At 58.4% G+C, this 26,508-nt stretch carries 23 protein-coding genes and 1 tRNA gene; 11 read left to right on the top strand and 13 right to left on the bottom strand.

Annotation, left to right across the window (positions count from 1 at the left end):
- Window positions 1-165: 165 nt before the first annotated feature.
- From AADW57_RS10325 to dapD, 4 genes are read right to left on the bottom strand one after another with little or no spacing between them, the layout of a single operon-like run.
- The gene (locus AADW57_RS10325; RefSeq protein WP_341666810.1) at window positions 166-2,088 is read right to left on the bottom strand and encodes an ABC-F family ATP-binding cassette domain-containing protein; all 1,923 of its coding nucleotides are present in this window, start codon (window positions 2,086-2,088) and stop codon (window positions 166-168) included.
- Entirely contained in the window at window positions 2,085-3,008 is a 924-nt protein-coding gene (gene prmB / locus AADW57_RS10320) for a 50S ribosomal protein L3 N(5)-glutamine methyltransferase (RefSeq protein WP_341666809.1), read from the bottom strand. The genes AADW57_RS10325 and prmB overlap by 4 nt, the downstream gene beginning before the upstream one ends.
- Window positions 3,002-4,138 carry a succinyl-diaminopimelate desuccinylase gene (gene dapE, locus AADW57_RS10315; protein ID WP_341666808.1) on the bottom strand — a complete coding sequence of 379 codons (1,137 nt, stop codon included), beginning with the start codon at window positions 4,136-4,138 and terminating at the stop codon, window positions 3,002-3,004. Before dapE ends, prmB begins: the two co-directional genes overlap by 7 nt.
- A gap of 2 nt (window positions 4,139-4,140) precedes the next feature.
- Window positions 4,141-4,959: a 2,3,4,5-tetrahydropyridine-2,6-dicarboxylate N-succinyltransferase gene (dapD, locus tag AADW57_RS10310; RefSeq protein WP_341666807.1), complete on the bottom strand. Its 819-nt coding sequence runs from the start codon at window positions 4,957-4,959 to the stop codon at window positions 4,141-4,143.
- Window positions 4,960-5,271: 312 nt separating this feature from the next.
- On the opposite strand from dapD, the gene AADW57_RS10305 reads away from it, so the two are divergent.
- Together AADW57_RS10305 and AADW57_RS10300 are read left to right on the top strand one after the other, a co-directional pair.
- Complete coding sequence (locus AADW57_RS10305) at window positions 5,272-7,038, top strand: SLC13 family permease (protein WP_341666806.1); 1,767 nt, start codon at window positions 5,272-5,274, stop codon at window positions 7,036-7,038.
- A gap of 34 nt (window positions 7,039-7,072) precedes the next feature.
- Window positions 7,073-7,546 (top strand): PaaI family thioesterase, encoded by a 474-nt coding sequence (locus tag AADW57_RS10300; protein ID WP_341666805.1) that lies wholly within the window; start codon window positions 7,073-7,075, stop codon window positions 7,544-7,546.
- An 880-nt stretch (window positions 7,547-8,426) separates the two neighbouring features.
- Here the strand turns inward: AADW57_RS10300 and AADW57_RS10295 are convergent.
- Window positions 8,427-8,825: a DUF202 domain-containing protein gene (locus tag AADW57_RS10295; RefSeq protein WP_341666804.1), complete on the bottom strand. Its 399-nt coding sequence runs from the start codon at window positions 8,823-8,825 to the stop codon at window positions 8,427-8,429.
- A gap of 341 nt (window positions 8,826-9,166) precedes the next feature.
- Between AADW57_RS10295 and AADW57_RS10290 the strand changes: the two genes are divergently transcribed.
- On the top strand, window positions 9,167-10,072 hold the full coding sequence (locus tag AADW57_RS10290; protein ID WP_341666803.1) for a DNA/RNA non-specific endonuclease: 906 nt from the start codon (window positions 9,167-9,169) through the stop codon (window positions 10,070-10,072).
- Between the two features lie 29 nt (window positions 10,073-10,101).
- On the opposite strand, the gene AADW57_RS10285 is transcribed toward AADW57_RS10290, so the two are convergent.
- Together AADW57_RS10285 and AADW57_RS10280 are read right to left on the bottom strand one after the other, a co-directional pair.
- Entirely contained in the window at window positions 10,102-10,875 is a 774-nt protein-coding gene (locus AADW57_RS10285; RefSeq protein WP_341666802.1) for an HpcH/HpaI aldolase family protein, read from the bottom strand.
- A gap of 7 nt (window positions 10,876-10,882) precedes the next feature.
- Window positions 10,883-11,830: a Bug family tripartite tricarboxylate transporter substrate binding protein gene (locus AADW57_RS10280; protein ID WP_341666801.1), complete on the bottom strand. Its 948-nt coding sequence runs from the start codon at window positions 11,828-11,830 to the stop codon at window positions 10,883-10,885.
- A gap of 428 nt (window positions 11,831-12,258) precedes the next feature.
- Here AADW57_RS10280 and AADW57_RS10275 point away from each other — a divergent pair, with 428 nt between their 5' ends.
- The 4 genes from AADW57_RS10275 (at window position 12,259) to AADW57_RS10260 (ending at window position 15,956) form a co-directional block, all read left to right on the top strand.
- Window positions 12,259-12,513: a hypothetical protein gene (locus AADW57_RS10275; protein ID WP_341666800.1), complete on the top strand. Its 255-nt coding sequence runs from the start codon at window positions 12,259-12,261 to the stop codon at window positions 12,511-12,513.
- Window positions 12,514-12,639: 126 nt separating this feature from the next.
- Complete coding sequence (locus tag AADW57_RS10270; RefSeq protein WP_341666799.1) at window positions 12,640-13,137, top strand: DinB family protein; 498 nt, start codon at window positions 12,640-12,642, stop codon at window positions 13,135-13,137.
- 153 nt (window positions 13,138-13,290) lie between these two features.
- Window positions 13,291-14,859: a serine hydrolase gene (locus tag AADW57_RS10265; RefSeq protein ID WP_341666798.1), complete on the top strand. Its 1,569-nt coding sequence runs from the start codon at window positions 13,291-13,293 to the stop codon at window positions 14,857-14,859.
- Between the two features lie 131 nt (window positions 14,860-14,990).
- Window positions 14,991-15,956, top strand: a complete 966-nt coding sequence (locus tag AADW57_RS10260; RefSeq protein WP_341666797.1) for an arsenic resistance protein — start codon at window positions 14,991-14,993, stop codon at window positions 15,954-15,956.
- Between the two features lie 48 nt (window positions 15,957-16,004).
- Here the strand turns inward: AADW57_RS10260 and AADW57_RS10255 are convergent, their stop codons facing one another.
- From AADW57_RS10255 to AADW57_RS10240, 4 genes are all read right to left on the bottom strand, one after another.
- Entirely contained in the window at window positions 16,005-16,343 is a 339-nt protein-coding gene (locus tag AADW57_RS10255) for a hypothetical protein (RefSeq protein WP_341666796.1), read from the bottom strand.
- Window positions 16,344-16,508: 165 nt separating this feature from the next.
- Window positions 16,509-16,826, bottom strand: coding sequence for a TM2 domain-containing protein (locus tag AADW57_RS10250; protein ID WP_341666795.1), 318 nt, complete (start codon window positions 16,824-16,826; stop codon window positions 16,509-16,511).
- 473 nt (window positions 16,827-17,299) lie between these two features.
- Window positions 17,300-17,384, bottom strand: a tRNA-Leu gene (locus AADW57_RS10245).
- Window positions 17,385-17,490: 106 nt separating this feature from the next.
- Window positions 17,491-18,708 (bottom strand): CaiB/BaiF CoA transferase family protein, encoded by a 1,218-nt coding sequence (locus AADW57_RS10240; protein WP_341666794.1) that lies wholly within the window; start codon window positions 18,706-18,708, stop codon window positions 17,491-17,493.
- A gap of 276 nt (window positions 18,709-18,984) precedes the next feature.
- On the opposite strand from AADW57_RS10240, the gene tig reads away from it, so the two are divergent.
- The 4 genes from tig to lon all read left to right on the top strand — a co-directional run bounded on the left by tig (window position 18,985) and on the right by lon (window position 24,963).
- Entirely contained in the window at window positions 18,985-20,295 is a 1,311-nt protein-coding gene (gene tig / locus AADW57_RS10235; RefSeq protein WP_341666793.1) for a trigger factor, read from the top strand.
- Window positions 20,296-20,949: an ATP-dependent Clp endopeptidase proteolytic subunit ClpP gene (gene clpP, locus AADW57_RS10230; RefSeq protein WP_341666792.1), complete on the top strand. Its 654-nt coding sequence runs from the start codon at window positions 20,296-20,298 to the stop codon at window positions 20,947-20,949.
- 103 nt (window positions 20,950-21,052) lie between these two features.
- Entirely contained in the window at window positions 21,053-22,354 is a 1,302-nt protein-coding gene (gene clpX, locus AADW57_RS10225; protein ID WP_341666791.1) for an ATP-dependent Clp protease ATP-binding subunit ClpX, read from the top strand.
- A 143-nt stretch (window positions 22,355-22,497) separates the two neighbouring features.
- A complete protein-coding gene (gene lon, locus AADW57_RS10220) occupies window positions 22,498-24,963 on the top strand; it encodes an endopeptidase La (RefSeq protein WP_341666790.1) in 2,466 nt (821 codons plus the stop codon).
- Between the two features lie 231 nt (window positions 24,964-25,194).
- Here the strand turns inward: lon and lexA are convergent, their stop codons facing one another.
- Complete coding sequence (gene lexA, locus AADW57_RS10215; protein WP_341666789.1) at window positions 25,195-25,848, bottom strand: transcriptional repressor LexA; 654 nt, start codon at window positions 25,846-25,848, stop codon at window positions 25,195-25,197.
- Window positions 25,849-25,929: 81 nt separating this feature from the next.
- Window positions 25,930-26,490: a GNAT family N-acetyltransferase gene (locus AADW57_RS10210; RefSeq protein ID WP_341666788.1), complete on the bottom strand. Its 561-nt coding sequence runs from the start codon at window positions 26,488-26,490 to the stop codon at window positions 25,930-25,932.
- Between the last annotated feature and the right edge of the window lie 18 nt (window positions 26,491-26,508).

Raw genomic sequence — 26,508 nt, 5'->3', positions numbered from 1 at the left:
GTAAAAAAAGCTCCCGACCGGGAGCTTTTTTTTACTGCTTTAGCGCCGCTGCGCCTTGCATAACGGCATCCCGTTGTGCCGTGCGATACGCGTATCATCCAGGCTTAGCGCCAGCCGCGTATTTTTCAGGGCCGACGCTGACGGCTCGGCTGTGCCAGCATCGTTCTATGTCTGCTGGTTGATGTGCTCAATGGCTTCTTGCAGTTCCAGCCACTCTTCCTCCAACGTATCGCGTTCTTTGCCTAGTTCGCCATGCTCTGCCATCAAGGCCGGGCGTTGGTCCTTGTAGGCGTCCGAATAGAAATCCGGGTCTTGCATCAAGGCGTCCAGTTCCTGCAGGCGCGTGCCGGCCTTGTCCATGGCGGTTTCCACCTTTTTCAGGCGTGCCTCCAAGGGCTTGCGCTGCTGGGCCTGGCGCTGGCGTAGTTCAGCTTCCTGGCGGCGTTGGGCCTTACGGTCCACGACCTCGCCGTCCTCGGTGCGAGTTTCCTGGCGGGCCGCGGAGCGAGCCTGGGCGCTGCGTGCCAGCAACCAGTCACGGTAGTCCTCCAGGTCGCCGTCAAATTCCTGCACTTGGCCGTCGGCCACGATCCAGAACGAATCGACCGTGGAACGCAGCAGGTGCCGGTCGTGCGATACCAACAGCACACTGCCGCCGTAGTCCGCCAAGGCGTCGGCCAGTGCTTCGCGGGTGTCAACGTCCAGGTGGTTGGTCGGTTCGTCCAGCAGCAGCAGATTGGGCTTTTGCCAGACGATCAGCGCCAGGGCCAGACGGGCTTTTTCGCCGCCGGAAAAAGGCGCGGTGACGCTGGAGGCCATGTCGCCGCTAAAGCCAAATGAACCCAGGTAGTTACGTAGCTCCTGTTCGCGGGTATCGGGAGCCAGGCGTGCCAGGTGCTGCAGCGGAGTGGAGTCCGGGTCGATGGAGTCAAGCTGGTGCTGCGCAAAATAGCCAATGACCAATCCTTTGGATTCCAGCCGTTCGCCGCGTATGGGGGCCAGCTTGCCGGCCAGTGTTTTGACCAGGGTGGATTTACCCGCGCCGTTCATGCCCAGCACGCCGACGCGCGCGCCGCCGCGCACCATCAGCCGTACTTGGCTCAGGATGGGGGCGGCATGGTCGGCGTAGCCTAGATCGGCTTGCTCCAGCGTCAGCAAGGGGTCAGGGGTATAGTCAGGCGAGGGCAGGCGTATGGATACGCCGGATTCCACGCGCAGCGGGGCCAGGGTCTGCATGCGGGCCAGAGCCTTGACCCGGCTTTGGGCCTGCTTGGCTTTGGTGGCCTGTGCTTTGAAGCGATCGATAAAGCCTTGCAGCCGGGCTGCTTCGCGTGTCTGGCGTTCGTAGGCGATCTGGCTTTGCTGCACACGCTCCGCGCGTTGAACCAGAAAGTCGTTGTAGCCGCCTTTATAGCGCACCAACTTGCCCTGATCCAGATGCAGGATGGAGCGGGCCACGGCATCCAGAAACTCGGTGTCGTGTGAAATCAGCAGGACCGTTCCCGGGTAGGAGGCCAGCCAGCGCTCCAGCCACAGCATAGCGTCCAGATCCAAGTGGTTGGTTGGCTCGTCTAGCAGCAGCAGGTCGGAAGGGGCCATCAGGGCCCGTGCCAGCGACAGACGCATTTGCCAGCCGCCCGAAAAATCACGCACCGGCAGCATCCATTGGTCAGGACGAAAACCCAGACCGGCCAGTAATTGTTCGGCCCGCGAGGGTGCCGACCAGGCATCCGCTTCCACCAGCGCATTTTCCAGCTCGGCAATGCCTTGGCCGTCCGAGTCGGGCGTATCGGCGCGGGCTTGTTGCAGGGCGCGCAGGCGTTCGTCGCCGTCGATGACAAATTCGCGCGCAGGCCGGTTGCGATCTGGAATGGTCTGACGCACGCTGGCTACTTGCCAGGCGTCGGGAAGGCTCAGTTCGCCCGCATCCAGGTCCAGCTCGCCTTGCAGCAGAGCGAATAGCGAGGATTTGCCGGCACCGTTCTTGCCGACAATCCCCAAGCGCTCGCCTGGGTTGACGATGAATTCGGTGTTTTCCAGCAGTACCTTGACGCCGCGCCGCAGCGTGATTCCAGTTGCGCGTATCACGGAGCCAGTTGCTCCCGGGTCAGCAGCAGGATCTGGTCTTCGGCGGTTTCGGTGCTTAGCCAGACCGGTTCCAGTTCGGGGAAGGCGGCGACGAAATTGTCGTATTCATGGCCGATTTCCAGCACCAGCACGCCGTCGGGGGTCAGGAAGTCGGGCGCGGCCTGCAGAATACGGCGCACCAGATCCATGCCGTCGTCTCCGCCGGCCAGGGCCTGGCGAGGCTCGTGCACATACTCCCGGGGCAAAAGCTGCATGGACGATTCATTGACATAAGGTGGATTGCAGACGATCAGGTCGTAGGCGGCGTCTGGCAATTGGTCGAACAAGTCGCTTTTATACAGCGTCACCCGATCGTTCAGGTCAAAATCATCGACATTGGACTGGGCCACGGCCAGCGCGGCGTCGGACAGGTCTACGGCGTCGACCAGGGCTTGGGGGAACGCCAGCGCGGTCAATATGGCCAGGCAGCCCGAGCCGGTGCACAGATCCAGGGCTTTGTAGACGGCGTCGGGATCGGTCACCCAGGGGTGCAACTGTTCGGACAGCAATTCGGCGATAGGCGAACGCGGTACGATCGTGTCGGTCGTGACGCGAAAGCGATGGCCTTGCAACCAGGCCTCGCCGGTCAGATAAGCAGCAGGCAGGCGTTCGTTACAGCGGCGGGCGATCAGTGCCAGGAACTGTTCGCGTTCGCTGGGCAGTAAGCGTGCGTCCAGGTAGGGCTCCAGCGTGTCCAGCGGCAGGTGCAGGGTGTGCAGCAGCAGGTAGGCGGCTTCGTCCCAGGCATTGTCGCTGCCGTGGCCAAAGGCCACGCCGCAGCGGTTCAATTGGCTGACTGACCAGCGCAGCACATCGCGCACGGTGCGCAGTTCCTGTTGGGCAGCCAGCAGGGCGGAAGATTCGATGGTGGGACTTAGCAAAGCAGGGTTTCCAGTGTGCGGCGGTAGATATTCTTTAATGGTTCCAGGTCGGCGACGGCAACATGCTCGTTGACCTGATGGATGCTGGCGTTCAGTGGCCCGAACTCCACGACCTGGGGGCAGATTTTAGCGATAAAACGCCCGTCCGAGGTGCCGCCGGTGGTGGACAGCTCGGGTTGTACGTCGGTTTCGGCTTCGATGGCCTGTGCCAGAGCCTGGCTCAGCACGCCTTCTTCGGTCAGGAAGGGTTCGCCGCCGACTGTCCAGGCCAGAGTAAATTCCAGTCCGTGGCGGCGCAAAATGGACTCTACTTCCGCTTGCAGGCCAGCCGGCGTCTGCTCGGTGGAAAAGCGGAAATTGAAATGCACGTCCAGGTGGCCCGGGATGACGTTGCTTGCTCCGGTTCCGGCATGGATGTTGGAAATCTGGAAGGTGGTGGGCGGAAAATCCATATTGCCTGCATCCCACATGCGCTCGGTCAGCTCGGTCAAGGCGGGAGCGGCCAGATGCACGGGGTTACGCGCCAATTGCGGATAGGCAACGTGGCCTTGGCGACCCTGCACTACCAGATGGCCCGATAGCGAACCACGCCGTCCGTTCTTGATGGTGTCGCCCAACTGACGGGCGCTGGTCGGTTCGCCTACTACGCAGTAGTCAGGCAGTTCGCCGCGTTCCTGCAGCACGCGGCAGACATGGACGGTGCCGTCGATGGCCGGGCCTTCCTCGTCCGAGGTCAGCAAGAGCGCGATGGAGCCGGCATGGTCCGGGCGGGCTTGGATGAACTCTTCGGCCGCATGCAGGAAAGCGGCAATGGATGCCTTCATGTCGGCAGCGCCGCGGCCATAGAGCTGACCGTCGCGAATGACGGGTTCAAAGGGGGGGGAGTCCCAAGCCTGTTCCGGCCCAGGGGGGACCACATCCGTATGACCGGCAAAGACAAATAGCGGTGCTTGCGTGCCTTTTCGGGCCCACAGATTGCGTACCGGGCCGCTGGGCAGCGACTCCAGGGTAAAGCCCGCGCGGGCCAGGCGTTCGCCCAGCCATTGCTGGCAGTCGGCGTCGTCCGGCGTCACGGAAGGGCGGGCGATCAGATCTTCAAGAGTGCTTAGTACGGAGTGGTCGGTGCTCATGTTCAGGCGCGAAGTAAATCGTTGATACTGGTTTTGGCGCGCGTGCGGGCGTCCACGCGCTTGACGATAATGGCGCAGGCCAGGCTGTAGCGCCCGTCCTCGGAAGGCAAGGAGCCGGGTACCACCACTGATCCGGCCGGGACTCGGCCTTGATAGATCTTGCCGGTTTCGCGCTCGTAGATCTTGGTGCTTTGCGACAGGAACACGCCCATGGCCAGTACCGAGTTTTCTTCTACGACGACCCCTTCCACGACTTCGGAGCGCGCGCCGATAAAGCAGTTGTCCTCGATGATGGTGGGGTTGGCCTGCAGTGGTTCGAGCACTCCGCCTATGCCTACGCCGCCGGACAGATGGACGTGCTTGCCGATCTGCGCGCAGGAGCCGACGGTCGCCCAGGTATCGACCATCGTGCCTTCGCCGACATATGCGCCGATGTTCACAAAGGAGGGCATCAGCACCACGTCCGGAGCAACATAGGAGCCTTGGCGCACCACGGCACCGGGCACGGCCCGAAAGCCCGCTTGCGCAAAGGCGGCCTGATCATACTGCTCGAACTTCAGCGGCACCTTGTCATAAAAGGGGGCGGGTTGCGCGCCCATGACACGGTTCTCGTTCAGGCGAAAGGACAGCAAAATGGCTTTTTTGATCCAATCGTGCACGATCCAGTCGCCGTCGACCTTTTCTGCCACGCGCAAAGAGCCATAGTCCAGTTTTTCGATGACGGTATGGATGGCCGCCCGAAGTTCCGGGCTGTGCTGGGCGGGAGAAAGGCAAGCGCGGTTTTCCCACGCTTGGTCGATCAGACGTTGAAGATCGCTCATGGTCTAGGCTCTGGGTCGAGTCAGGCCGCTGGCGGCGACGAGAAAACGCGTCGGACGCGCTTGCCGCCGGTGCGGCCACGGTTTAATCAAGCCAAAAGGATAACCGAGTCGAGCGTGTCGCGGCCATGATTTTATCTTTTTCGGTATGGCCTCCGAAGGTTTTGGGCACCATCGGGAGCGGACGGGCGGCTGGCTAGCCCTATGTATAATTTTTCAGGGGACGCAAGGCGTGGTACTTTTTAGGCGCTGGCAGCCCAGCATGGAACGATGGCGTGTATGACACGAAATGCCCACTAACGGAGGCATGGCGGCATGACCCTGGAGATCGCAGTTGTATTGGGCATCGCTTTGGTAGCGGTGGTTTTGTTTGCCAGCGAGAAAATCAGAATCGATGCCTTGGCCCTGTTGGTATTGTCCAGCCTGGCCATCGCCGGATTGGTGACGCCGCAGCAGGCCCTGGGGGGATTTAGCAACCCCGCCACGATTACCGTGGCAGCCATGTTCGTGCTGGCGGCCGGCCTGCAAAACAGTGGTGCCTTGTCGGGCATAGGGCGTTTGCTGGGCAAGGCGCGTTCGCCGTTTCAGTTTTTGCTGATCCTGTTCCTGGTGTTGGCCGTCATTGCGCCGTTCGTGAACAATACGGCGGTGGTGGCGGTTTTCATGCCTATTGTCATTGCGGCCACAGCCAGTATCGGCATGTCGGCCTCCAAAGCGTTGATACCCTTGTCCTATGTGTCGCAGATGGCAGGCGTTTGCACCCTGGTGGGGACGTCGACCAATTTGTTGGTCAATGCCATGGCCCGCGATCTGGGGCATCCGGGTTTCACCATGTTCGAGTTCACCGCATTGGGCCTGATCTGCCTTGCGGCGGGCTGTTTGTATTTGCTGACGGTCGGGCGCTGGCTGCTGCCTGATACACGCGGGGCCGAGCTGGTCGAACATTACGAGCTGGGCAAATACATTACGGAATTGCGCGTCATGCCCGATTCTTCTCTCATCGGGACCTCGGTGGCAGAGGCCAAGCTGGGCGAACAGTACGGCGTTTTCGTGCTCGAGTTGTTGCGTGGCGATGACAAGGCCTGGGCACCACGCGCGCAACAACTGCAAGAAGGCGATGTGCTGTTGGCCCGGGGGGACTGGAGCAAGCTGGATGAGTTGCGCAAGGAGGCGGGGCTGGAGGTGGACCCGCAGTTTAAATTGCAGCAACGATCGTTCGAGGAAGTGGACCAGGTGCTGACCGAGGTCATGATCGCTCCGCGCTCTCGCATCAGTGGCCGTACCTTGGGCACGCTGGACCCGCGCTGGCACCATCAGGCGACGGTGCTGGGCATACACCGGCGTGGACAGGTCTTGCGCGACAAGCTGCGCGATGTGCGCTTGCGGGTCGGCGATATCCTGCTGATGCTGACACCGGCGTCGCAGGCCGCCGCCTTGCGCGCCGACCACAACATTATTGTGCTGTCCGAGCGCGAGGCCGAGAAACCGATGGGGTGGCGTGCGCCGTTCGCGCTGTTGACCATGGCCTTGGTGATTGTGGTGCCGGCGCTGGGCTGGATGCCTATTGCCATCACCTCCTTGGCTGGTGCCGTGGCCATGACGATGGCCGGCTGTCTGAACGCCGATGACGTCTACGATGCCATCGACTGGCGCATCATTATTTTGCTGGCTGGCCTTTTGCCCTTAGGGGTGGCCATGAGTGAAACCGGCGCAGCGCAGTATCTGGTCGACAACACGGTGGGCATGGTTCGTTCTTTCGGGCCTTGGGTGGCGCTGGCAACGGTCTACTTGATGGCACTGGTGCTGACCGAGTTCATGAGCAATGCCGCTGCCGCTGTGCTGCTGACCCCGATAGGCATGTCCACTGCCCGGATGCTGGATGTTGATGCCACTCCTTTCCTGGTTGCCATTACGTTTGCTGCCTCGACTAGCTTTGCCACGCCTGTGGGGTATCAGACTAATACGATGGTTTATGGTGCGGGTGGTTATCGCTTTATCGACTTCGTCAAAGTGGGCCTGCCCTTGAATCTGATTTTCTGGATTCTGGGCGTGACCTTCATTCCCATGTTCTGGCCGTTCTGAAGCGGATGCCGGCCGGATGGATCAGGATTCTATTATGTCTCAGCATTTTTCTGGCCAGGCCGCCCATCCGGCCCTGGACGTGCGCGTGGCCGAGGCGGTACAGGCCAGTTTTGACCGTCAACAGGCGATGTCGCTGATCCGTGCCAGCATGCCGGTGGTGCAATCGGGTCTGGTGGAAATCCATTTGCCGCATTGGAGCGGAGTACAACAGCAGCATGGTTTTGTGCATGGCGGTGTAGTGGGCATGATTGCTGATTCAGCCGCCGGGTATGCCGCCATGACATTGGCCCCGCTTGGGGCTTCCGTGTTGAGCGTGGAGTACAAGGTCAATTTCATGGCACCGGCGCAGGGACAGGTGTTGATCGCCCGAGGCACGGTGCTGCGGCCAGGCCGCAGCCTGATTGTGACGCGGGCCGAGGTGTTTGCGGTGCGGGATGGCCAAGAAAGCCTGTGCGCCATGATGCAGCAAACCATCATGGTCATGCATGAACGGGCGGAGAAACCGTAAGGGCAGAGCCCTTGTCAGACTGCTGACAAACCCTTGCGTAAAATCCTCTTGCCAGCCCTTGAATGTGGGCTGGCTTCTTTTTGCATTACGTTCGGCTGCCGATGTTCATTGCCGAACCGGTTTTCTATAGACGCCGCTCAAGGCGCGAGCTGAACGGGGCAGGCTGACGGCTTGCCGGCGTTGCGCGCCGGTGCCCTGGTCGGTTCGCGGGGCCGGGCGGGTCGTGAACTCCGGCGGGTTGCTTGTCCGCCGGACAAGCAACAAGCGCCGCCGTCAAACAGCACGACACGTGCCTCCCGTCCTCGCACCCCGTCTGCGGCAAGCCATCCGACCCGCCTGCCCCGGTCAGCTCGCGTCTTGAGCGGCTCGAAGCCTTGATGGCCTAGATTTCAACCCTTGGTCTATGGGTGATGCACGGATAGCAAGACTAGGGGGGACCGAGAGAGCTCCCGCCTAGTAGGGTTGGTCGATGGGCCGTGGGCCTGAAACCATCATGTTGCTCGGGTGAGTTCGGCGGCCCTGAGTCGGCGGGCGAGTCAGGGCGTTCGCCGCCGACGGCTGGCCGGGACAGGGGGCAAGCCCCGTTCTGTTTGAGACGCGCGCTTGTGGTTCGGCACGAACCACGCGGCGAGTTAACGGGGTGCCTGTCCCGGCCAGCCGGCAAGGGAACCGGCGCGCAGCGCGGGCGAAGGCCCCAGCCCGCCGACTCAGGGCCGCCGGACTCACCTTCTTCGATGTCGTTTCTGCTTCGCTCAACGACCGAACGCGATATAGGGATGTGTTCGCCTGACAGCCCGAGCATATGTTTGGGCTGAATCAACAGATACGGGTGTAACAGCTGGGTTTGTCAGCAGCCTGAAGGGCAGAGCCCTTGTATTACTTAACTTCTGGTCGGTTTTTGGTAAGTCAGAAGCACGACGCACAGCGCAGCCGTACACAAACCATAGATGATGGAGCCGTAGGAAAACGATACGCCCATGCCACAGACCTTAGAGAACAAAAGCGACTTTTCGCAGATGCTTTTGATGGTGGAGGCAAAAATGCCGATATGGGCTGCCATGGCAAACCAGGCAAACCGGATCTTGTCGGCCCATATCAGGCTGGCGACGGCCAACGTCGACAGGGGCAGCATAAAACTGAAGAATCCCGCGCTCCATCCTGAATAGGCATGCGAATGTTGCATCAGGTTGTTGTGGATGTGGGCGAAAGGAAGAAACCAAAGGGCAAGCAGCGTGGCGCAAAGGCCAAAAATCAGGTTCCTGGGGGTCATGATCAGCAAGATGGCGCTGTTGTTTCAATAGTAAAGGAAAGGCACCATTGTAACAGAAAATGTTCTACTATAAAAATAACTCATGGAAAAGTCTGTGATGCATTCAAATCTGCATGGTCTTGTTTTCTGTTCTTTATAGTCTGACTCTCTGAGAATCTGCGTGAAAAGCGTATCGGCGGGCTGATTACCCATGAATGACGCTGTGTGGATTTGTTTCTGTTTCTGTGTTTTGTAGCAACTATTACAATTGCAAGGCAGGTAGCGGAAAAGTGCCATTATCAGCCTGCTTATAATCTGTGTGCTGCCTGCACGACGATGCAGGTCAAAAGCATTATTTCAGCACGAGCGGTATGAGTAGAAAGAAAAAAACAGTCGCAAGAAAAAGATCATCGAGCAGGAAAACAGCAGGGCATTCGGGGTTCAGACGGTTCATACGATCGACGCTGGCGTCGGCGCTGGTGGCGTTCGGGGCAGCCAGTTGCGCTATTGACCCTCAGTTGCGGGAATGGGCTGGGCTGGATCAGGTTCTGGCCCGAATAGAATGGCCGTTGCCGTCAGCGGATGTCAGCCCCCCCGCCGTACCGGTCAATGGCTATGTTCAGACGTCGTTCGCCCAATGCACGCAGTTTTTTCCTGGCAAGCCGCCTGTGGTTCCCGCAGCCTATACCATGCGGGAACTGTGTTTTAGCGACTTTGCCATTTTGCACAGCGGACAGACCAAGACACCCGTGTTTGTGGCGCAGCGCCTGAATCGGCGTATGGTGCAGGCCGCTCAGAGCATCAAGCGTACGGACAAGTTTTATGCCGAAGCCCGCTTGCCCGCCTCCGAGCGGGCCGAATTGTCGGACTACCGGGGGTCGGGGTATTCACGCGGTCATATGGCACCTGCCGGCGATATGAGTAGCGAACAAGGGATGGCGCAGAGTTTTTCCCTGGCCAATATGGTGCCGCAAAATCAGATCCAGAATGGCGGCCCCTGGAATCAGATCGAAGGCGATACGCGCAAGTATGTGTTGCGTGCTGCTGCAGATGTCTATGTCTTTACCGGACCGGTCTATGCCGCAGGTCCGGCTACGATAGGGGACGGGCGCGTAGCGGTACCCAGCCACGTGTTCAAGCTGGTGTATGACGCCGCTACACGCCGATCCTGGGTGCATTGGCAAGCGAACGATGCTGGTGCCAAGGTTGGGCCGCCGATCAGCTACGCGGAGTTTGTCCGCCGCACCGGCATGCATTTGCTGCCTTCATCCCAATAACGCGCCTGTGCGCTTGTTGCCCGTCTGGGTCAAGCCAGTTGCTCGTGTGCGGCATCCAGCAGATGGCGGGCTGCCGTGTACAGACTTTGCAAATCGCTGCCTACGGCGATCAGGCGGGCTCCGGCCTGATAGTACTGACGGGCGATATGCAGATTGGGGGCCAGCACGCCGGCCATTTTCCCAGCCGCCTTGACCTGTCGTATCCCGTCCAGAATGGCCGCCTGGACGCGTGGGTGTTCGGCTTGGCCCAGCAGCCCCATGTCGGCGGACAGGTCTGCAGGGCCGAAGAACAACAGATCTATTTCGGGTAGATCGAGCAGGTTGGGCAGGGCCTTTAAGGCACCCGTGGTTTCGATCTGAATAGCGATCACCAACTCTTTGGCGGCGTTGGCCAAGTAGTCGGGATTCTGGCCGTACCAGGCCGCACGTCCGGCTGTGGAAACACCCCGTATGCCGTCAGGCGCGTATCGAGTGGCGCGGATAATGGCCTGCGCCTGTTCACGCGTTTCGACGTAGGGGAAAAGCAGGTTCTTGGCACCTGCATCGAGCAGACGCTTGATGGTGACCGGATCGTTGCCGGGGGGACGGATAAAGCCGCTGATGTCAGAGGAGTCCAGCACCCGCAACTGCTCGATGATGCTGCCCAGGCTGTTGGGGGCGTGTTCCATGTCCAGCAGGAACCAGTCGTATCGGGTCGTGGACAGCAGTTCGACGGCGGTGGCGCTGGTCAACGAGCACCACAGGCCGATCAAGCGTTCGTCCCGACCGATGCGCTCTTTCAAGGTATTGTATTTGCAGGGCATCTCGGTCTCAATCTATGGAAACGCCAGCCTGGGTCGCCACGGCTTTCCATTTGGCGTCGCTTTGGGCTACGAACTGCTTGAACTGCCCGGCTGTGCCGCCGGCAACCTCATCGCCTTGTTGTTGCAGGCGAGTTTTCATCTGCGGATCACTGATGGCTTTGTTGAACGCAGCATTAAGTGTGACGACCACATCATCGGGTGTGCCGGCCGGGGCGAAGACGCCTATCCAACCAGAAAACTCAAAGTCCTTGACGCCGGCCTCGGTCATGGTGGGTAGATCGGGCAAGGCGGCAGGGCGCTGTGTGCCGGTGGTGGCCAGGGCTTTGACCTTGCCGGCCTGGATTTGCGTCAGAACGTTGGGGATGTTGGTGATCGAGAAGGTGGCTTCGCCATTGAGCAAGGCCAGGGCGGTCTGCGAACCGCCGGCGTAGGGAATGTGCTCGAATTGGGTTTGGGTGCTGGCGCGGAAGTACTCGCCGGCCAGATGAACCAGTGTTCCGTTACCGGTAGAGGCGTAATTGTAAGCACCGGGTTTGTCGTTCAGAAACTGAACGAACTGCGCAACCGAATTGCCTGGAAAGGCGGAGCTGGTGGTCAGCACGAAAGGAGACGAGGTCAGCTGGATAACGGGGGTCAGGGCCGTGGCGGGATCGTAGCCCAGATTTTTGTAGACGGCCGGTGAAATCGAGATAGGACCAACGCCAGACAGCAAGATGGTGTAGCCGTCCGCTTTGGCTTGGGAAACAATGCGTCCGCCCAGAGTGCCGCCGGCTCCGGGCTTGTTTTCGACAATGACCTGTTGCCCTAATTCTGTGCGCAGGCGTTCAGCCGCCAGGCGGGCGACAACATCGAAGGCACCGCCGGCCACAAAGGGGACGATCAGGGTTACTGGGCGTTCCGGATAGGCTTGGGCTTGAGTGCTTAATGGAGAGGCCAGGCAAAGGCTAGCGAGCAAGATGGTTTTTTGTTTCTTGAAAAACATCACTTTTTGTCTCTATTTTTTATTTAATTGAAAGGTGCGCGTATCGTATCACCAAAAAATGAGACTTATTGTTTCGATTTATTGTTTTTAGGGTAATTGCTAAGGTGGCTTATTGTTCGCGCGGAACCGGATACGTCTTTCCTGGTTCGGAGACGTGCCGCGCATTGCTCTTACATGCTTGGCTGTGCGCGAAGGCGTTGCTTTGTTTGGCGTCGCAGGACCATGTCCAGCGGCACATGGGCTTCGGCGTTAAACGATGGCTCGATGGGCGGCGTGGTTCACTGTGCTGGCTTGGATGAGTCGACTTGAACTGTATCCATGTGCAAGCAGGTTCGAGCCGGATGTGGGTGATCTGGTATAAGAACCAGTCGGAAATACGTGTTGTAAAGAGGAACAAGATCATGAAAACATGGGGCCGCTCCATTGTCGTGTTGGGTTTTACCACTGTGCTGGCGGCGTGCTCGTCTGGCGGGTCGGGGGCCGGATCTGATTCGGCCGCTATGTCGGGTACGCCCAGATTGTTCAATCAATGTACGTGGAATCGCAGCAGTTGCATGCACGAAGGGCGTTATGAGGCCGGTGAACGCGAATATGCCGAACAGGAAGCCCGCGACTTGAATCGGGCTTCGGCAGCTCGTCTGCGCAAGGGTCACTGAACCCTGCGCGAGGGGGGGGCTCTTTGAAGTGGTCTGGTCTTGACTGAAGAAGCAGACGGATGGGTGGCGCATTTCCAGGCTTACCATCGGTGCAAGCGGGTTTATATCGTTCACCGAGGAGCAAACATGAGTCAAGCGGCATCCGGTCTTGTTCAGTTGATGGCACATAAACAGTGGATGGACAAGGGCATGTATACGGCGCTGCAGGCCCCCGAATACGCTGAGCGGCCCGAGATGGTCGAACGCGCGCTGTACTGGCTGAACCACAATTACATTGTTGATCAGATCTTCAAGGGACATTTGCTGGGCCAGCCCTGCGCCTTTACGTCCACCGTCAGCACCACCTTTCCGCCCTTGCAAGAGCTCTGTGCCCTGTCTGAAGCGCTGAACGAATGGCTGGTGGATTATGCCGGGCAACTGGATGACATCAGCGCCAAAGAAGAAATCGAATTTGTCTACACCGATGGCGACAGGGGGCTGATGACGCGGGCGCAAATGTTGATGCATTTATCCAGTCACGGCTTATGTCATATTAGCGTCACGGCTCAGGCGCTTTCCAGTCAAGGCTTGCCCGTGCCGCCCTTGCTGTTCTCTACCTACCTGAATCAGGAAGTCGTGTTCTAGCACAATAGGCGCGGTTTACGTTCGATTTGGCGCTGCTCAGGCATTTTCAACGTTTGTTTGTGTCAATATGTGTTGTTTTCAACTTCTAAGGCAACGTATCATTTGCGTGCCGGGCAGATCGGTCTGTGTGGCTACTTAGAAGAGGGAAATGCCATGTTCAGACGATTCGGGTGTGCGTGTTTATTAGCGATGCTGGCCGCAGCGCCAGCCTGGTCCAGTAGTGTGCTCATCGAAGGAGCCGCGCATCCTGCGGCCGATGTCGTCGCCATGCCGGCCGGCAGCCGCGAATTGGCCATCCAGAACTTGCCGAGCATCGTGCGCGACGTCATGCGGCGCAGCGGGGTGCCGGGCATGGCAGTGGCAGTCGTGGTGGGTGACAAGACCGTTCTGGCTCAAGGGTATGGCAAACGTCGTATAGGCGAAGAGGCGGATGTCGACGCGCAGACGGTCTTTCAGATAGCTTCTATCTCCAAATCCATATCCGCCACCGTGGCGGCTATCGCGATTAGCGATGGCACACTCTCTTGGAATGATCCGGTCCGGCGTTACCTGCCCGGCTTTGCTTTGAGCGATGCTTATGTCACGCAGCATGCCACGATAGGCGATTTTTTTGCGCATCGAACCGGTTTGCCCGGCGCAGCAGGTGACGACCTGGAGGATCTTGGTTTTCAACGCGAAGATATCCTATCCCGGCTAGAACAGTTGCCGCTGGACAGTTTCCGCAGTTCCTATCATTACGCCAATTTCAGCACCACTGTGGGGGCGCAGGCTCTGGCTGCAGCGGCAGGGCGACCATTTGAAGCGCTGGCGCAGGAGCGTTTGTTCAGCCCCTTGGGTATGGCGTCCAGCAGTTTCCGGTACGACGATTTTGCTCGGCGCGAAAACCGTGCCGCATTGCACGCCTACAAGGACGGCGGTTTCAGCCCAGTGGGGATACGTAAGGCCGATGCGCAGGCTGCGGCTGGTGGCGTATCGTCCAATGTGCTTGATTTGGCGCGCTGGATGGCGCTGCTCTTGTCCGATGGACTCTACCAAGGGCAGCGTATTCTGGAGCCTGATGCTTTGTTGCCTGCGGTTTCCCCCCAATCGTTCAGCTCGCGGGCGGGGGACATGATGTCGCGCAGTGGTTTTTACGGCTACGGTTTTAACGTCAATACAGAATTGGGCGGGCGCGTGTCTTTGGGGCATTCGGGGGCGTTTCTGCTGGGGGCCGGTACTTCTTTTCGCATTGTTCCTTCCGCTGGCGTAGGCATTGTTGTGCTTAGCAATGGGGCCCCGGTTGGAGCGGCAGAGTCTGTAGTGGCTACTTTTGTGGATACCGTGTTGTATGGCAAACCGACTCGGGATTGGTATGCCGCTTACCACAGTGCGATGCAGGGCTTTTTTACGCCACAGGCGGATTTGTCGGGCAAGCTTAAACCGGCGCATCCAGCGCACGCCAAGGCCTTTGATCACTACATCGGCCAATACGATAATCCGTATTTCGGTCCGGCGACCATCAGGCCATTCAATGGTGGTCTGGTGCTGGAGTTGGGACCGGGCAGAATGCGCTTTCCTCTGCGTCACTGGGACGGCGACACCTTTGCTTTTGAGCCGGCGGGCGAGGCCGGGCTGGTCGATTCCCAGGCGTCATTGACATTCGGGCCTCAGGGCGCGAATTTCACCATCCCTTTTTATGATGCGGATGGACAAGGTCGTTGGCAGGCGCGCCGCGCGCATTGATGCGCAACAAGACCTGTCCGTCTGGCGGGTTTGTATCTGCTGTGCAAAGAGCCGGCTTGGGCGGGTGAGCTTGTGTGGCCCGGTCTGAACACGTAAGGTGGCCGCTTCGACGTCGTTTGGCGGGAACATGCATGCATTTGAATCAGATTCGCCAGAACCTGGAAACCAGGCAGATATGGATTTACTTTGCCGCAGTGGCAGCCGCAACCGCCCTGTCCTGGCAGGGGCCGCCGATGGCCGTGTTGGAGCGTCTGATCAATCCGGCCCTGGCTTTTATGCTCTACGTCACTTTTTTGCAGTTGCCGCTTCGGAGTCTAGGTAGGGCCCTGGGCCAGTTCCGCTTTATGTTGGTTCTGCTATTAGCGAACTTTTTGTTGGTGCCCGCGCTGGTGTTCGTGCTGCTTCCTTTGGTGCCCGACGACCCAGTGCTGCGTTTGGGCGTACTGCTGGTGTTGCTAGCCCCGTGTATCGACTATGTGGTGACGTTTGCTCACCTGGGTCGAGCCGATGCGCGCGCCTTGTTAGCGTGCACGCCTGTCTTGCTGTTTGCACAGATGTTGCTGTTGCCGATGTACTTAACGGCATACCTGGGCCCGGATATGGCTATCTATATACAGGCAACGCCTTTTCTGGATGCCTTGATCTGGCTGATCCTCGTTCCTCTGGTATTGGCTGCACTGACGCAGTGGCTGGCTGCGCGCAATCGGATTGGTCTTGGTGTAAGCCGCGGCCTGGGATTGGCTCCGGTGCCCGCGATGGCCCTGGTGTTGTTTCTTGTCGTAGCGGCAGTGGCTCCTGGGCTTGGAGTGGCCGGCAAGGCCGTGGTCGCCGTGTTGCCAGTCTATATTTTGTTTGCCATTGGCGCGCCGCTGTTGGGCTGGGGGCTGGCGCGCAGCGCCCGGCTGGATGCCGCAGCCAGTCGAGCTGTCGCGTTTAGTTCGGCCACGCGCAATTCACTGGTGATTCTGCCTTTGGCCTTGGCTGTGCCCGTGACCACCCCTGTTTTGCCAGCTGTCATTGTGACCCAGACTTTGGTCGAGTTGCTGGCCGAAATGATCTATGTGCGGGTGTTGGGGGCGGCGGGGCGGCAGTCTTGAATCGAGGCGCGTGTGTGGCAGGCGTGCCAACCTTGGTGGGCGCGCCGCTTACAGCGAGGCGTGTTGCAGCACTTCTTCGCCCATCAGCACGCAGCCTGGCATCTGGGCATAGATCAGACGCATACGGTATTCCCCTTTGTAGATATAGCCCCATACTTCCAGCACGTCGAATCGTTGTTTCCGATTGGCGGGATTGCGTATGCCCGGAATCTGTTTTACCTCGTCGTCAATGGCGACTCTGTCGTCATTGTCGGAATGAAATGACAGCAGCTCGTGGGCCCTTTTCTTGGCTTGGCTCACGCAGACATGCTCTGCGCTGTGTGCCGTCAGCGGCACGGTCATGGAAAAAAGAGCGACCAAGGCCAGGTTGATTGCGTGTTTATGCATGGTGCAATGTCTCTGTTCAATATCAACAAAAAAGGAGCCATTAATGGCTCCCGATGTTACGCCCAAAAAATTAACCTAATCTCATTTTTTTGATGCAGACGAAATGGCTGAGTAGGCTTCTGCAGAGAGAAGAGGGCGAATGTCGCGCAGCGTTAATGTCCGGTTTTATTGCGCTGCATTATTGTTGGTCAGTGTTGCGGCCAACAAGGTATTTGTGCTGCGAATCCAGCCGGGAATCAGGAAGGCGTCAATCAGTACCCACAGAACGACAATCCCCAGCAGGAACAGGCCTACGCCTACCACAGTCAAAAGGGACCCGAGAATGGTGGTTGCCAGCAAGGCAACGGCGCTGCCCGTCTTTCCTGCATAGAAGCGGTGACCGCCAAGAGAACCTAGGAAAAACCAAAGAAGATACGCAACCCCGACACTTTTTTTGTTGGCATCGTACAGCATGGTTTGAACAGCTCCGTTATTGGCGCTCATACTTTCCTCAAAGTGAAATATAAAATAGACAAGCTTGGTCGGTGCAAGGCCTAATCGAAGTCTTCTATCAAATGCTCCGCCAAACGCTTTGTTTTTTCGCAAAATTGTTTGGATTCTAAGCCAATCTATGAAAATAAAACAGCCACGCGAGAAAGAACATTGAAAATGTCTCTTTGAGGTTTCTGTGCTGTTTCGATTTTTTAGCCTTGGTTTGGCGGTTGACAAGGATGTCTATGTTGATTCCATGCGCACCATTGCGCACGCTGCGGAGCGGCGTCGATGTTGTTGCTGGCTTGCGTGATGGGGTCGAGCGCCACACTCTCAATCGGGCCTGGTTTTAGCCCATGTATAGCATGTCAGTCCGGCGTGCCGAGACGGAGGTACGCGCTTAGCGGGGTTCGGATTTCAGGGGTGGGACTCAGTTGTTGATTCTGTTTAAAATTGATTTTTATGAATCAACAGTTTTCATTCTGTGGTGCGAACGGAGAGACTCGAACTCTCACACCTCTCGGCGCCAGAACCTAAATCTGGTGCGTCTACCAATTCCGCCACGTTCGCAAAACGAAAGAAAGCGATTCTAGCGCGCTTTTTCCAACTAAGCAAGACATGTCTCCCCTAATCGTTTGCGACTCTGGACGGCAGGACAGCACGGGCAGGGTATGTTTTAGCGCCGTCCGGGGCTTTGGGCGATCAGGCCGCGCTCTAACCAGCGCTGCTGTTGTTCGGCCGGCACGCCCAGCGTATCCAGGATGTGCTGCGTATCCTGACCCAGCAGCGGGGCAGGGCGGTGGATGCCGCCGGGGCTTCGGCTAAGTTTCGGCACGATACCAGGCACTTTCAGCGCTGTGCCGTCGGGCAGCGTTGCATCAAGCAACATGTCACGCGCCTGGTAGTGCGGGTCGGCAGCGATGTCGGCAATGTCGTAGACCCGGCCGGCCGGCACGCGGGCTTGTTCCAGAATGCTCAGCACCTGATCCAGTTCCAGCGCACTGGTCCAGTGACCGATGGCGGCATCGATCAGGCCGGCGTGGCGCGCCCGGCCGTCGTTATGTGCATAGTCGGGGTTGGCGGCCATGTCTGGGCGGCCAATGGCCGCCATCAGGCGTTTGAAGATGCTGTCGCCGTTACCGGCAACCAGTGCGTACTTGCCGTCCTTGCACAGGTACGCATTGCTGGGCGTAATGCCGGGCAGACTGCTGCCAGCTGGTTCGCGCACCGCGCCAAAAGCGGAGTACTCGGGCAGCAGGCTTTCCATCATGTTGAAGACGGATTCGTACAGTGCCACATCAATATATTGACCTTGCCTGTCATGTTGCTCGCGCTGTCGTAACGCCATCATGATGCCTATGACTCCGTGCAGGGCGGCCAGCGAATCGCCTATGGATACGCCGACGCGCACAGGCGGGCGGCCTGCTTCGCCGCTCAGGTGGCGCAGTCCGCCCATGGCTTCGCCGACCACGCCAAAACCCGGTCTGTCTTTATAGGGCCCGGTCTGGCCATACCCGGATACGCGCAGCATGATCAGGCCCGGATGTAGTGCGTGCAGATCGTGCCAGCCCAGCCCCCACTGCTCCAGCGCACCAGGTCGGAAATTTTCGATGACGATGTCACATTGGCTGGCCAACTGGCGCACGATCTGCTGGCATTCGGGTTCGCGCAAATCCAGCGCCAGGGATTGTTTGTTGCGCGACTGGACTTCCCACCAGACTGAATTGCCGTTGTGCAGCAGACGCCATTTGCGTAGTGGGTCACCGCCTTGCGGTGGCTCGACCTTGATGATTTCGGCGCCGAATTCGCCCAGAATCTTGGCAGCAAACGGGCCTGCAATTAGTTGGCCCAGCTCCAGGACGCGGATGCCTTTCAGGGGAAGGGGGGTGTGCATGGCTTATCTTGCCTAAGTCGCCGAGAATAAGGGATGATAGCGTTGCCCATGTGTTTTGTCCTGCCCGCAGCTTCTTGTCCGGGATGGTCGCGCCCATCGTCGGCTGTGTTGGCAGCGGGTGCGCGGATGGCACCACGTGCTCCGGCTTCCGAACGGTCGCGCCGGTCTGTCTCAGGCTAAAATAGTGATTGATAGATCGCCGGTTTGGATTTACCGTGCTACTTTCCGGTAAAATACCGGATTACCTTTTTCAATTACTAAATTTATAGGTCTTCAATGCAGCCCGAGGTTGAAATTCTGTCCGGCTTGGAGCGCCGAGTCGATGTGGTCGTTTCGGTGGCCGACGTAGAAAAACAAGTCCAGGCCCAGCTCAAGCGTGTGGCTCGTACGGCCAAGGTACAAGGCTTTCGCCCAGGCAAGGCTCCGTTGTCCGTTATCGAACGCAGTCACGGCCCAGGCATCCGCTACGACGCCATCAACGAAGAAATCGGCAAGGCCCTGGACAAGGTGTTCCAGGACGCCAAGTTGCGCGTAGCCGGCACGCCTAGCCTTGAAGCCAAGGAAGGCGAAGCCGCTGAAGGCACAATGGCATTTACCGCGACCTTCGAAGTCTATCCTGACGTGCAGGTGCCCGATCTGACCGCTCTGGAAATCAAGCGCGCCGCCACGCCTGTGTCCGACGAGGACATCCAGCGCACAGTGGATGTTCTGCGCAAGCAGCGCGCCACTTACGAATCCAGTGCCGACCGCCAGGCCCAGGAAGATGATCGCATCACCCTGGACTTCGTGGGCACGATCGATGGCGTGGCTTTTGAAGGCGGCAGCGCCGAAGGCTTCCAGTACCTGCAAGGTCGTGGCCGCATGCTGCCCGAGTTCGAAAATGCCGTTGCCGGCATGAAAGCAGGCGAATCCAAGACATTCCCGCTGGAATTTCCTGCTGATTACGCGGGCAAGGAAGTCGCCGGCAAGACCGCCGAATTCAAGATCACCGTTACCGATGTCGCTCAGCCCGTATTGCCCGAGCTGGATGCCGAGTTCGCCAAGTCCCTCGGCCAGGCCGAAGGCGATGTGGCCACCTTGCTGGCCGATGTGCGCGCCAATATCGAACGCGAGATCAAGGCCCGTGTGCATGCCCGCAATAAAGCTGCCGTCATGGACGCTTTGCTGGCCGCCAACGAATTCGACGTGCCCAAGGCGCTGGTCGACAACGATGTGCAAGGCCGTATCGAGTCGGCTCGCGCCGAACTGAAAGAGCGCGGCGTGCCCAATGCGGACAAGATGCCTATTCCAGCCGAAGCTTTCCAGGAAGAGTCCACCCGCCGCGTGCGTCTGGGCCTGCTGGTGTCCGAGCTGGTGAAGGCTGCCGATCTGCAAGCCAAGCCTGAGCAGGTTCGTGCCCGTATCGAAGAGTTCGCCCAGAATTACGAACAGCCCGCCCAGGTGGTGGCTTATTACCTGTCTGATCGCCAGCGTCGCGCCGAGATCGAGGCAGTCGTACTCGAAGACAATGTCGTCGAGCACGTGCTGTCCAATGCCAAGGTGACCGACGAGGAGGTGGCGTTCGACCAAATCATGGGGACCAACTAAATGTCGTCAAGCTTTGTCGACTTCTATGCCTCGATGAACGGGGGCCACTCGGTGGCTCCCACGGGGCTGGGCTACGTGCCCATCGTGATCGAACAGTCCGGCCGCGGTGAGCGGTCCTACGATATCTACTCGCGTCTGCTGCGGGAACGTATCATTTTTCTGGTGGGTCCTGTCAACGACAATTCGGCCAACCTGATCGTGGCTCAGTTGCTGTTCCTGGAGTCGGAGAATCCCGACAAGGATATCTCCTTGTACATCAACTCTCCTGGGGGTTCGGTGTATGCCGGCCTGGCCATTTACGACACGATGCAGTTCGTCAAACCCGAAGTCTCGACACTGTGTACCGGCATGGCCGCCAGCATGGGTGCTTTCCTCTTGTCGTCGGGCATGAAGGGCAAGCGCTTTGCACTGCCCAATTCGCGCATCATGATTCATCAGCCTTCGGGCGGTGCACAAGGGCAGGCGTCGGACATCCAGATCCAGGCCAAGGAAATCCTCAGCCTGCGCGAACGTCTTAACCGTATTTTGGCCGCAAACTGCGGACAACCGGTCGAGCGGATCGAGCTGGATACCGAGCGCGATAACTTCATGGCAGCCGAAGATGCTCAGGCCTATGGCCTGATCGATCAGGTGATGTCGACGCGCGGCGTGTAGATATGCGGCCGTCCCCACGGACGACATAAAGCAGTACTATGGCTGTTCTGGGACGGGACTTGTTCCCGTCCTTTTACTATCCCTGAAGTGAAAATTTGAATCTATGTCCGAAAAGAAATCGGCCGACGAAAAAGTTCTGCATTGCTCGTTTTGCAACAAAAGCCAGCACGAGGTCAAGAAACTGATCGCTGGACCTTCGTCGGTGTTTATCTGCGACGAGTGTATTGATCTTTGTACCGATATCATTCGTGACGAAGCGGCGGGTGCTGCGCCCGATGGCGAGCGCAAAGAACTGCCCACACCCCGCGAAATCAAAGAATTTCTCGACGGCTACGTGATCGGTCAGGAAACGCCCAAGCGTACCTTGGCCGTGGCTGTCTACAACCACTATAAGCGTATCCGTAACGGCAAGCCGGGTCGCGACGATGTGGAACTGTCAAAAAGCAATATTTTGCTGATCGGGCCGACCGGCTCGGGCAAAACGCTGCTGGCGCAGACCTTGGCGCGCATGCTGGATGTCCCGTTTGTCATGGCCGATGCCACCACCTTGACCGAAGCCGGTTATGTGGGCGAGGACGTGGAAAATATTGTCCAGAAGTTGCTGCAAAATTGCGATTACGACATCGAAAAAGCGCAGCGCGCCATCATCTACATCGACGAAATCGACAAGATTTCGCGCAAGTCCGATAACCCGTCCATTACACGCGACGTGTCCGGCGAAGGTGTGCAACAGGCCCTGCTCAAGCTTATCGAAGGCACGGTGGCCTCGGTGCCGCCGCAAGGTGGGCGCAAGCACCCCAACCAGGATTTTGTCCAGGTCGATACCACCAATATTCTGTTCATCGTGGGCGGCGCGTTCGATGGATTGGAAAAAGTCATCCGCGACCGTACCGAAAAATCGGGCATTGGCTTTTCGGCCTCGGTCAAGGCCAAGTCCGAACGCGGTGTTGGCGAATTGTTCTCCGAAGTGGAGCCCGAAGACCTGATCAAATTTGGCATCATCCCTGAATTGGTGGGTCGTTTGCCGGTCGTGGCCACTTTGGAAGAGCTGCGCGAAGACGCCTTGGTGCGCATCCTGACCGAGCCGCGCAACGCGCTGGTCAAGCAATTCCAGAAGCTGCTGGAAATGGAAGGCGTAGAACTGGATATCCAGCCGGCCGCCCTGAAGGCTGTCGCCCAGCGCGCCATCAAGCGCCGTACTGGGGCACGTGGCTTGCGCAGCATTGTGGAACAAGCCCTGTTGGACACCATGTACGAGCTGCCCTCGCGCAAGGATGTCAGCAAAGTGGTCTTGACCGAAGATGCCGTGCTTGGAAAGAGTAAACCCGAATTGATTCTGGGCCGTCCTTTGGATGATAGTAATTCCGACGAGCTCTCTCAGACCTTGAAAGATGCCGCCGCGTAGCGACGTGCAAGGCCCTTTCCTGTTGGTGATATGGCCTACTTGAAATTTTGAAGTTCGCCACAATCTGAACAGCAACAGGTTGAACCGTGAAAGGGAAGCCCAGGCTTCCCTTTTGCGTCTAAGGACATTTATAGGAAATAACTATGTCTGCGAGCCAGATTCTCTCTACGGAACCCATTGAGCTGCCGCTGCTGCCTCTGCGCGATGTGGTGGTGTTCCCTCATATGGTCATTCCGCTTTTTGTCGGTCGGCCTCGCTCTATCAAGGCGTTGGAGCTGGCGATGGAATCCGGCAACAACATCATGCTGGTGGCGCAGAAATCCGCCGGCAAAGATGATCCCACGCCGGAAGATCTCTACGAAATCGGTTGTGCTGCTAGCATCCTGCAGATGCTCAAGCTGCCCGACGGCACCGTCAAGGTGTTGGTCGAGGGGTTGCAGCGCGCTCGCGTGCGCAATGTACACGATGCCGAGACCCATTTCATGGCCTCGGTGGTTGATGTGCCGGGTGATGCCGGCAATGCCGCTGAAACCGAAGCGCTGCGTCGTGCCGTGCTGGCTCAGTTCGAGCAGTACGTCAAGCTGAACAAAAAAATCCCCCAGGAAATTCTGACGTCCCTGACGGGGATCGATGAAGCCGGTCGCCTGGCTGACACCATTGCAGCGCATCTGCCCCTGAAGCTGGAGCAAAAGCAGGGCATGCTCGAAACCGCCAATGCGCCAGAACGTCTGGAAGGCCTGCTTTCGCAACTGGAAGGCGAGATCGATATCCTGCAGGTGGAAAAGCGCATTCGTGGTCGCGTCAAAAAGCAGATGGAAAAAAGCCAGCGCGATTACTACCTGAACGAGCAGGTCAAGGCCATCCAGAAAGAATTGGGCGAAGGCGAAGACGGTGCCGACGTCGAAGAACTGGAAAAGCGGATCGAAGAGGCTCAGCTCAGCAAGGAAGCGCTTAAAAAAGCCGAAGCCGAAATGAAAAAGCTCAAGCTGATGTCGCCGATGTCAGCCGAAGCCACGGTGGTGCGCAACTACATCGAAACGCTGGTGGGCTTGCCTTGGCGCAAGAAGAGCCGTATCAATAATTCGCTCAGTAATGCCGAAAGCGTGCTGGATGCCGACCACTTCGGCCTGGAAAAGGTCAAAGAGCGCATCGTCGAATATTTGGCCGTGCAGCAGCGCGTGGACAAGCTCAAGGCACCGATTCTGTGTTTGGTCGGGCCGCCGGGCGTGGGTAAAACTTCGTTGGGACAATCCATTGCCAAAGCCACAAACCGCAAGTTCGTGCGTATGGCGTTGGGTGGTGTGCGCGACGAAGCCGAAATCCGTGGTCATCGCCGCACCTATATCGGCTCCATGCCTGGCAAGGTCGTGCAGAACATGAGCAAGGTCGGCGTGCGTAACCCTCTGTTCCTGCTGGATGAGATCGACAAGATGGGGGCCGATTTCCGCGGCGATCCTTCTTCGGCGCTGCTGGAAGTGCTGGACCCCGAACAGAACCATACCTTCCAGGATCACTACCTGGAAGTGGACTACGATCTGTCCGATGTCATGTTCGTGGCTACCAGCAATACCTTGAATATTCCGCCTGCGCTCTTGGATCGCATGGAAGTCATACGGCTGTCCGGCTATACGGAAGATGAAAAGCTGCGCATCGCCTACGACCACTTGTTGCCCAAGCTCATGAAGAACAACGGCGTGCGCGACGGCGAGCTCGAGGTCAAGGAAGAAGCGGTACGCGATATTGTGCGCTACTACACCCGCGAAGCCGGCGTGCGTTCGTTGGAGCGCGAGATCAGCAAGATCTGCCGCAAGGTGGTGCGCAAGCTGTTGGCGGCCAATCCGCAGGCGGGCTCCCGGGCCGCGCGTGGCAAGGCTTTGGCGTCTGAACCGATTGTGGTTGACTCAGCAAATTTGAACGAGTACTTGGGCGTTCGCCGTTTTTCTTTCGGCCTGGCCGAAAAGGAAAACAAAGTGGGACAGGTTACGGGTCTGGCCTGGACCGAAGTAGGCGGCGATTTGCTGACCATCGAAGTGGCGGACATGCCGGGTAAGGGCAATGTGTTGCGTACAGGTTCTATCGGCGATGTCATGAAAGAGTCGGTCGAGGCTGCCCGTACCGTGGTGCGTTCGCGGGCCCAGAAGTGGGGTATCGCAGATTCCGTGTTCGAGAAACGCGACCTGCATGTACACTTTCCTGAAGGAGCGACGCCCAAGGATGGTCCATCGGCCGGTATTGCCATTACCACGGCAATCGTGTCCAGCCTGACTGGAATTCCGGTGCGCTCGGATGTGGCCATGACAGGTGAGATCACCTTGCGTGGCGAAGTCCTGGCTATCGGCGGTCTGAAGGAAAAGCTGTTGGCAGCGCATCGCGGTGGCATCAAGACCGTGCTGATTCCCGAAGAAAACGTCAAGGACCTGGCCGAGATTCCCGATAATGTGAAGAATCATCTGGAAATCATCCCTGTGCGTTGGATTGATCGGGTTCTGGAAGTGGCCTTGCAAGATGCCGTCAAGCCGCTCAGCGATGAAGAGGTTGCCCGCCTGGCGGCCGAGGCTCTGGCTGCAAGTCGAGGCCCTGGTTCGGCACCGGAGTCCTTTAAACACTGATGCTGTGTTGATGGCGAAAAAAAACCCGAAGCGATTGCTTCGGGTTTTTTTTGGGCTGGGTCATCCGCTAGAGCGATGTCAAACCTGTGCTGTTTATGCTGTTAAGGATAGGCCCGATGCAAATTGCTTGTTGGATCGGCTTTGCAGATCTGTCCGCTGGTTGCACGGTTTAGATCCGGCGATTGCAAAAGTGGCCTAGTGCGCCCAAACGCAAGCGGGCCGTTGCGTTTGTTAGTGTAAGGGTGTGGCGCGGATCAGCCCGACAGCCACACCTTCCAGGGCCAGGGATTCGGGGTCGGTGACAACAATGGGCTCGAAATCGGGATTTTCCGGCAGCAGCACGACTTGATTGTTGGAGCGAGACAGGCGTTTAACGGTGACTTCGTCGCCGATACGGGCCACGACGATTTGACCATTGCGTGCTTCGGCGGTTTTTTTGACGGCCAGCAGGTCGCCATCCAGGATGCCAGCGTCGCGCATGCTAAGACCCCGAACGCGCAGCAGGTAATCCGGCGTTTGGTTGAACAGCGTATTGCTGACCCCGATTTCGCGTTCGATGTGTTCGGTGGCCAGAATGGGGTTGCCCGCAGCCACGCGTCCGATAATGGGTAGAAGCAGGGCGTCGGTCAGGCTGGTGAGCAAGCCGGTTTCGGCGCTATCCCGCAGGTCTGTGCCTAGCAGGCGTATGCCACGCGAAGCTCCTGCGGTCAGTTCTATGGCCCCTTTGCGAGCCAGCGCCTTCAGGTGGTCTTCGGCGGCATTGGCCGATTTGAAACCCAGTACCTGGGCGATTTCGGCCCGGGTAGGGGGGAAACCGGTGCGCTCGATTTCGGAGCGGATGATATCCAGCACTTGTTGCTGGCGCGCAGTGAGCTTGACGGTCATGGTGTGCTTTGCTGAATATATATACAGTGATGATTGTGCGTTACTTACGTTGATTTTGCAAGACTGCGTGTAGGGATGACATTAACGGTCTGCGGGCCATGCGCTTCGATTTTGTGTATACAGAACGTGGGGTGCCAATGGATGGCCGGCGGGCAAAGCGGGGTGATCGAAGGTTCCCGGCTGGCGCTGCATGCCCAAACGCTCCATGACCGCTTGCGAGGGTAGGTTCAATTCAGTGGTGTAGGCCACGATCTGCGCCAGCTTCAGTGTATGAAAACCGAAATCCACACTGGCACGGGCCGCCTCAGTGGCATATCCTTTGCCCCAGAATTCGGGCAGCAGTCGCCAGACCACCTCCACGCAGGGTTGGAAATGCAGTTTGGCCACAGGAATGTTCAGTCCTACCATGCCGACGAATTGGCCGCTGGCTTGCTCTTGTACGGCCCACTGCCCCCAGCCTTGCTGCTCAATCAGATGTTGACTGCGCTGGGCCAGCGCATCGCTTTGCGCACGGTCCAGGGTGGCAGGGTAGTACTGCAGTGCTTGCGGGTCCGCATTCAGGCGGGCGAATGCCGGCAGATCGCTTGTCTGCCAGGGGCGCAGTAACAGGCGGGCAGTGTTCAGGCTGATAGGAGAGGACATGACAGATGCGGATAGCAG

This window comes from Alcaligenes sp. SDU_A2, from assembly GCF_038237375.1.
Taxonomy (GTDB): domain Bacteria; phylum Pseudomonadota; class Gammaproteobacteria; order Burkholderiales; family Burkholderiaceae_B; genus Alcaligenes.
Note: the sequence above shows the minus strand (reverse complement) of the source record. Positions and strands in the feature narration are given on the sequence as shown.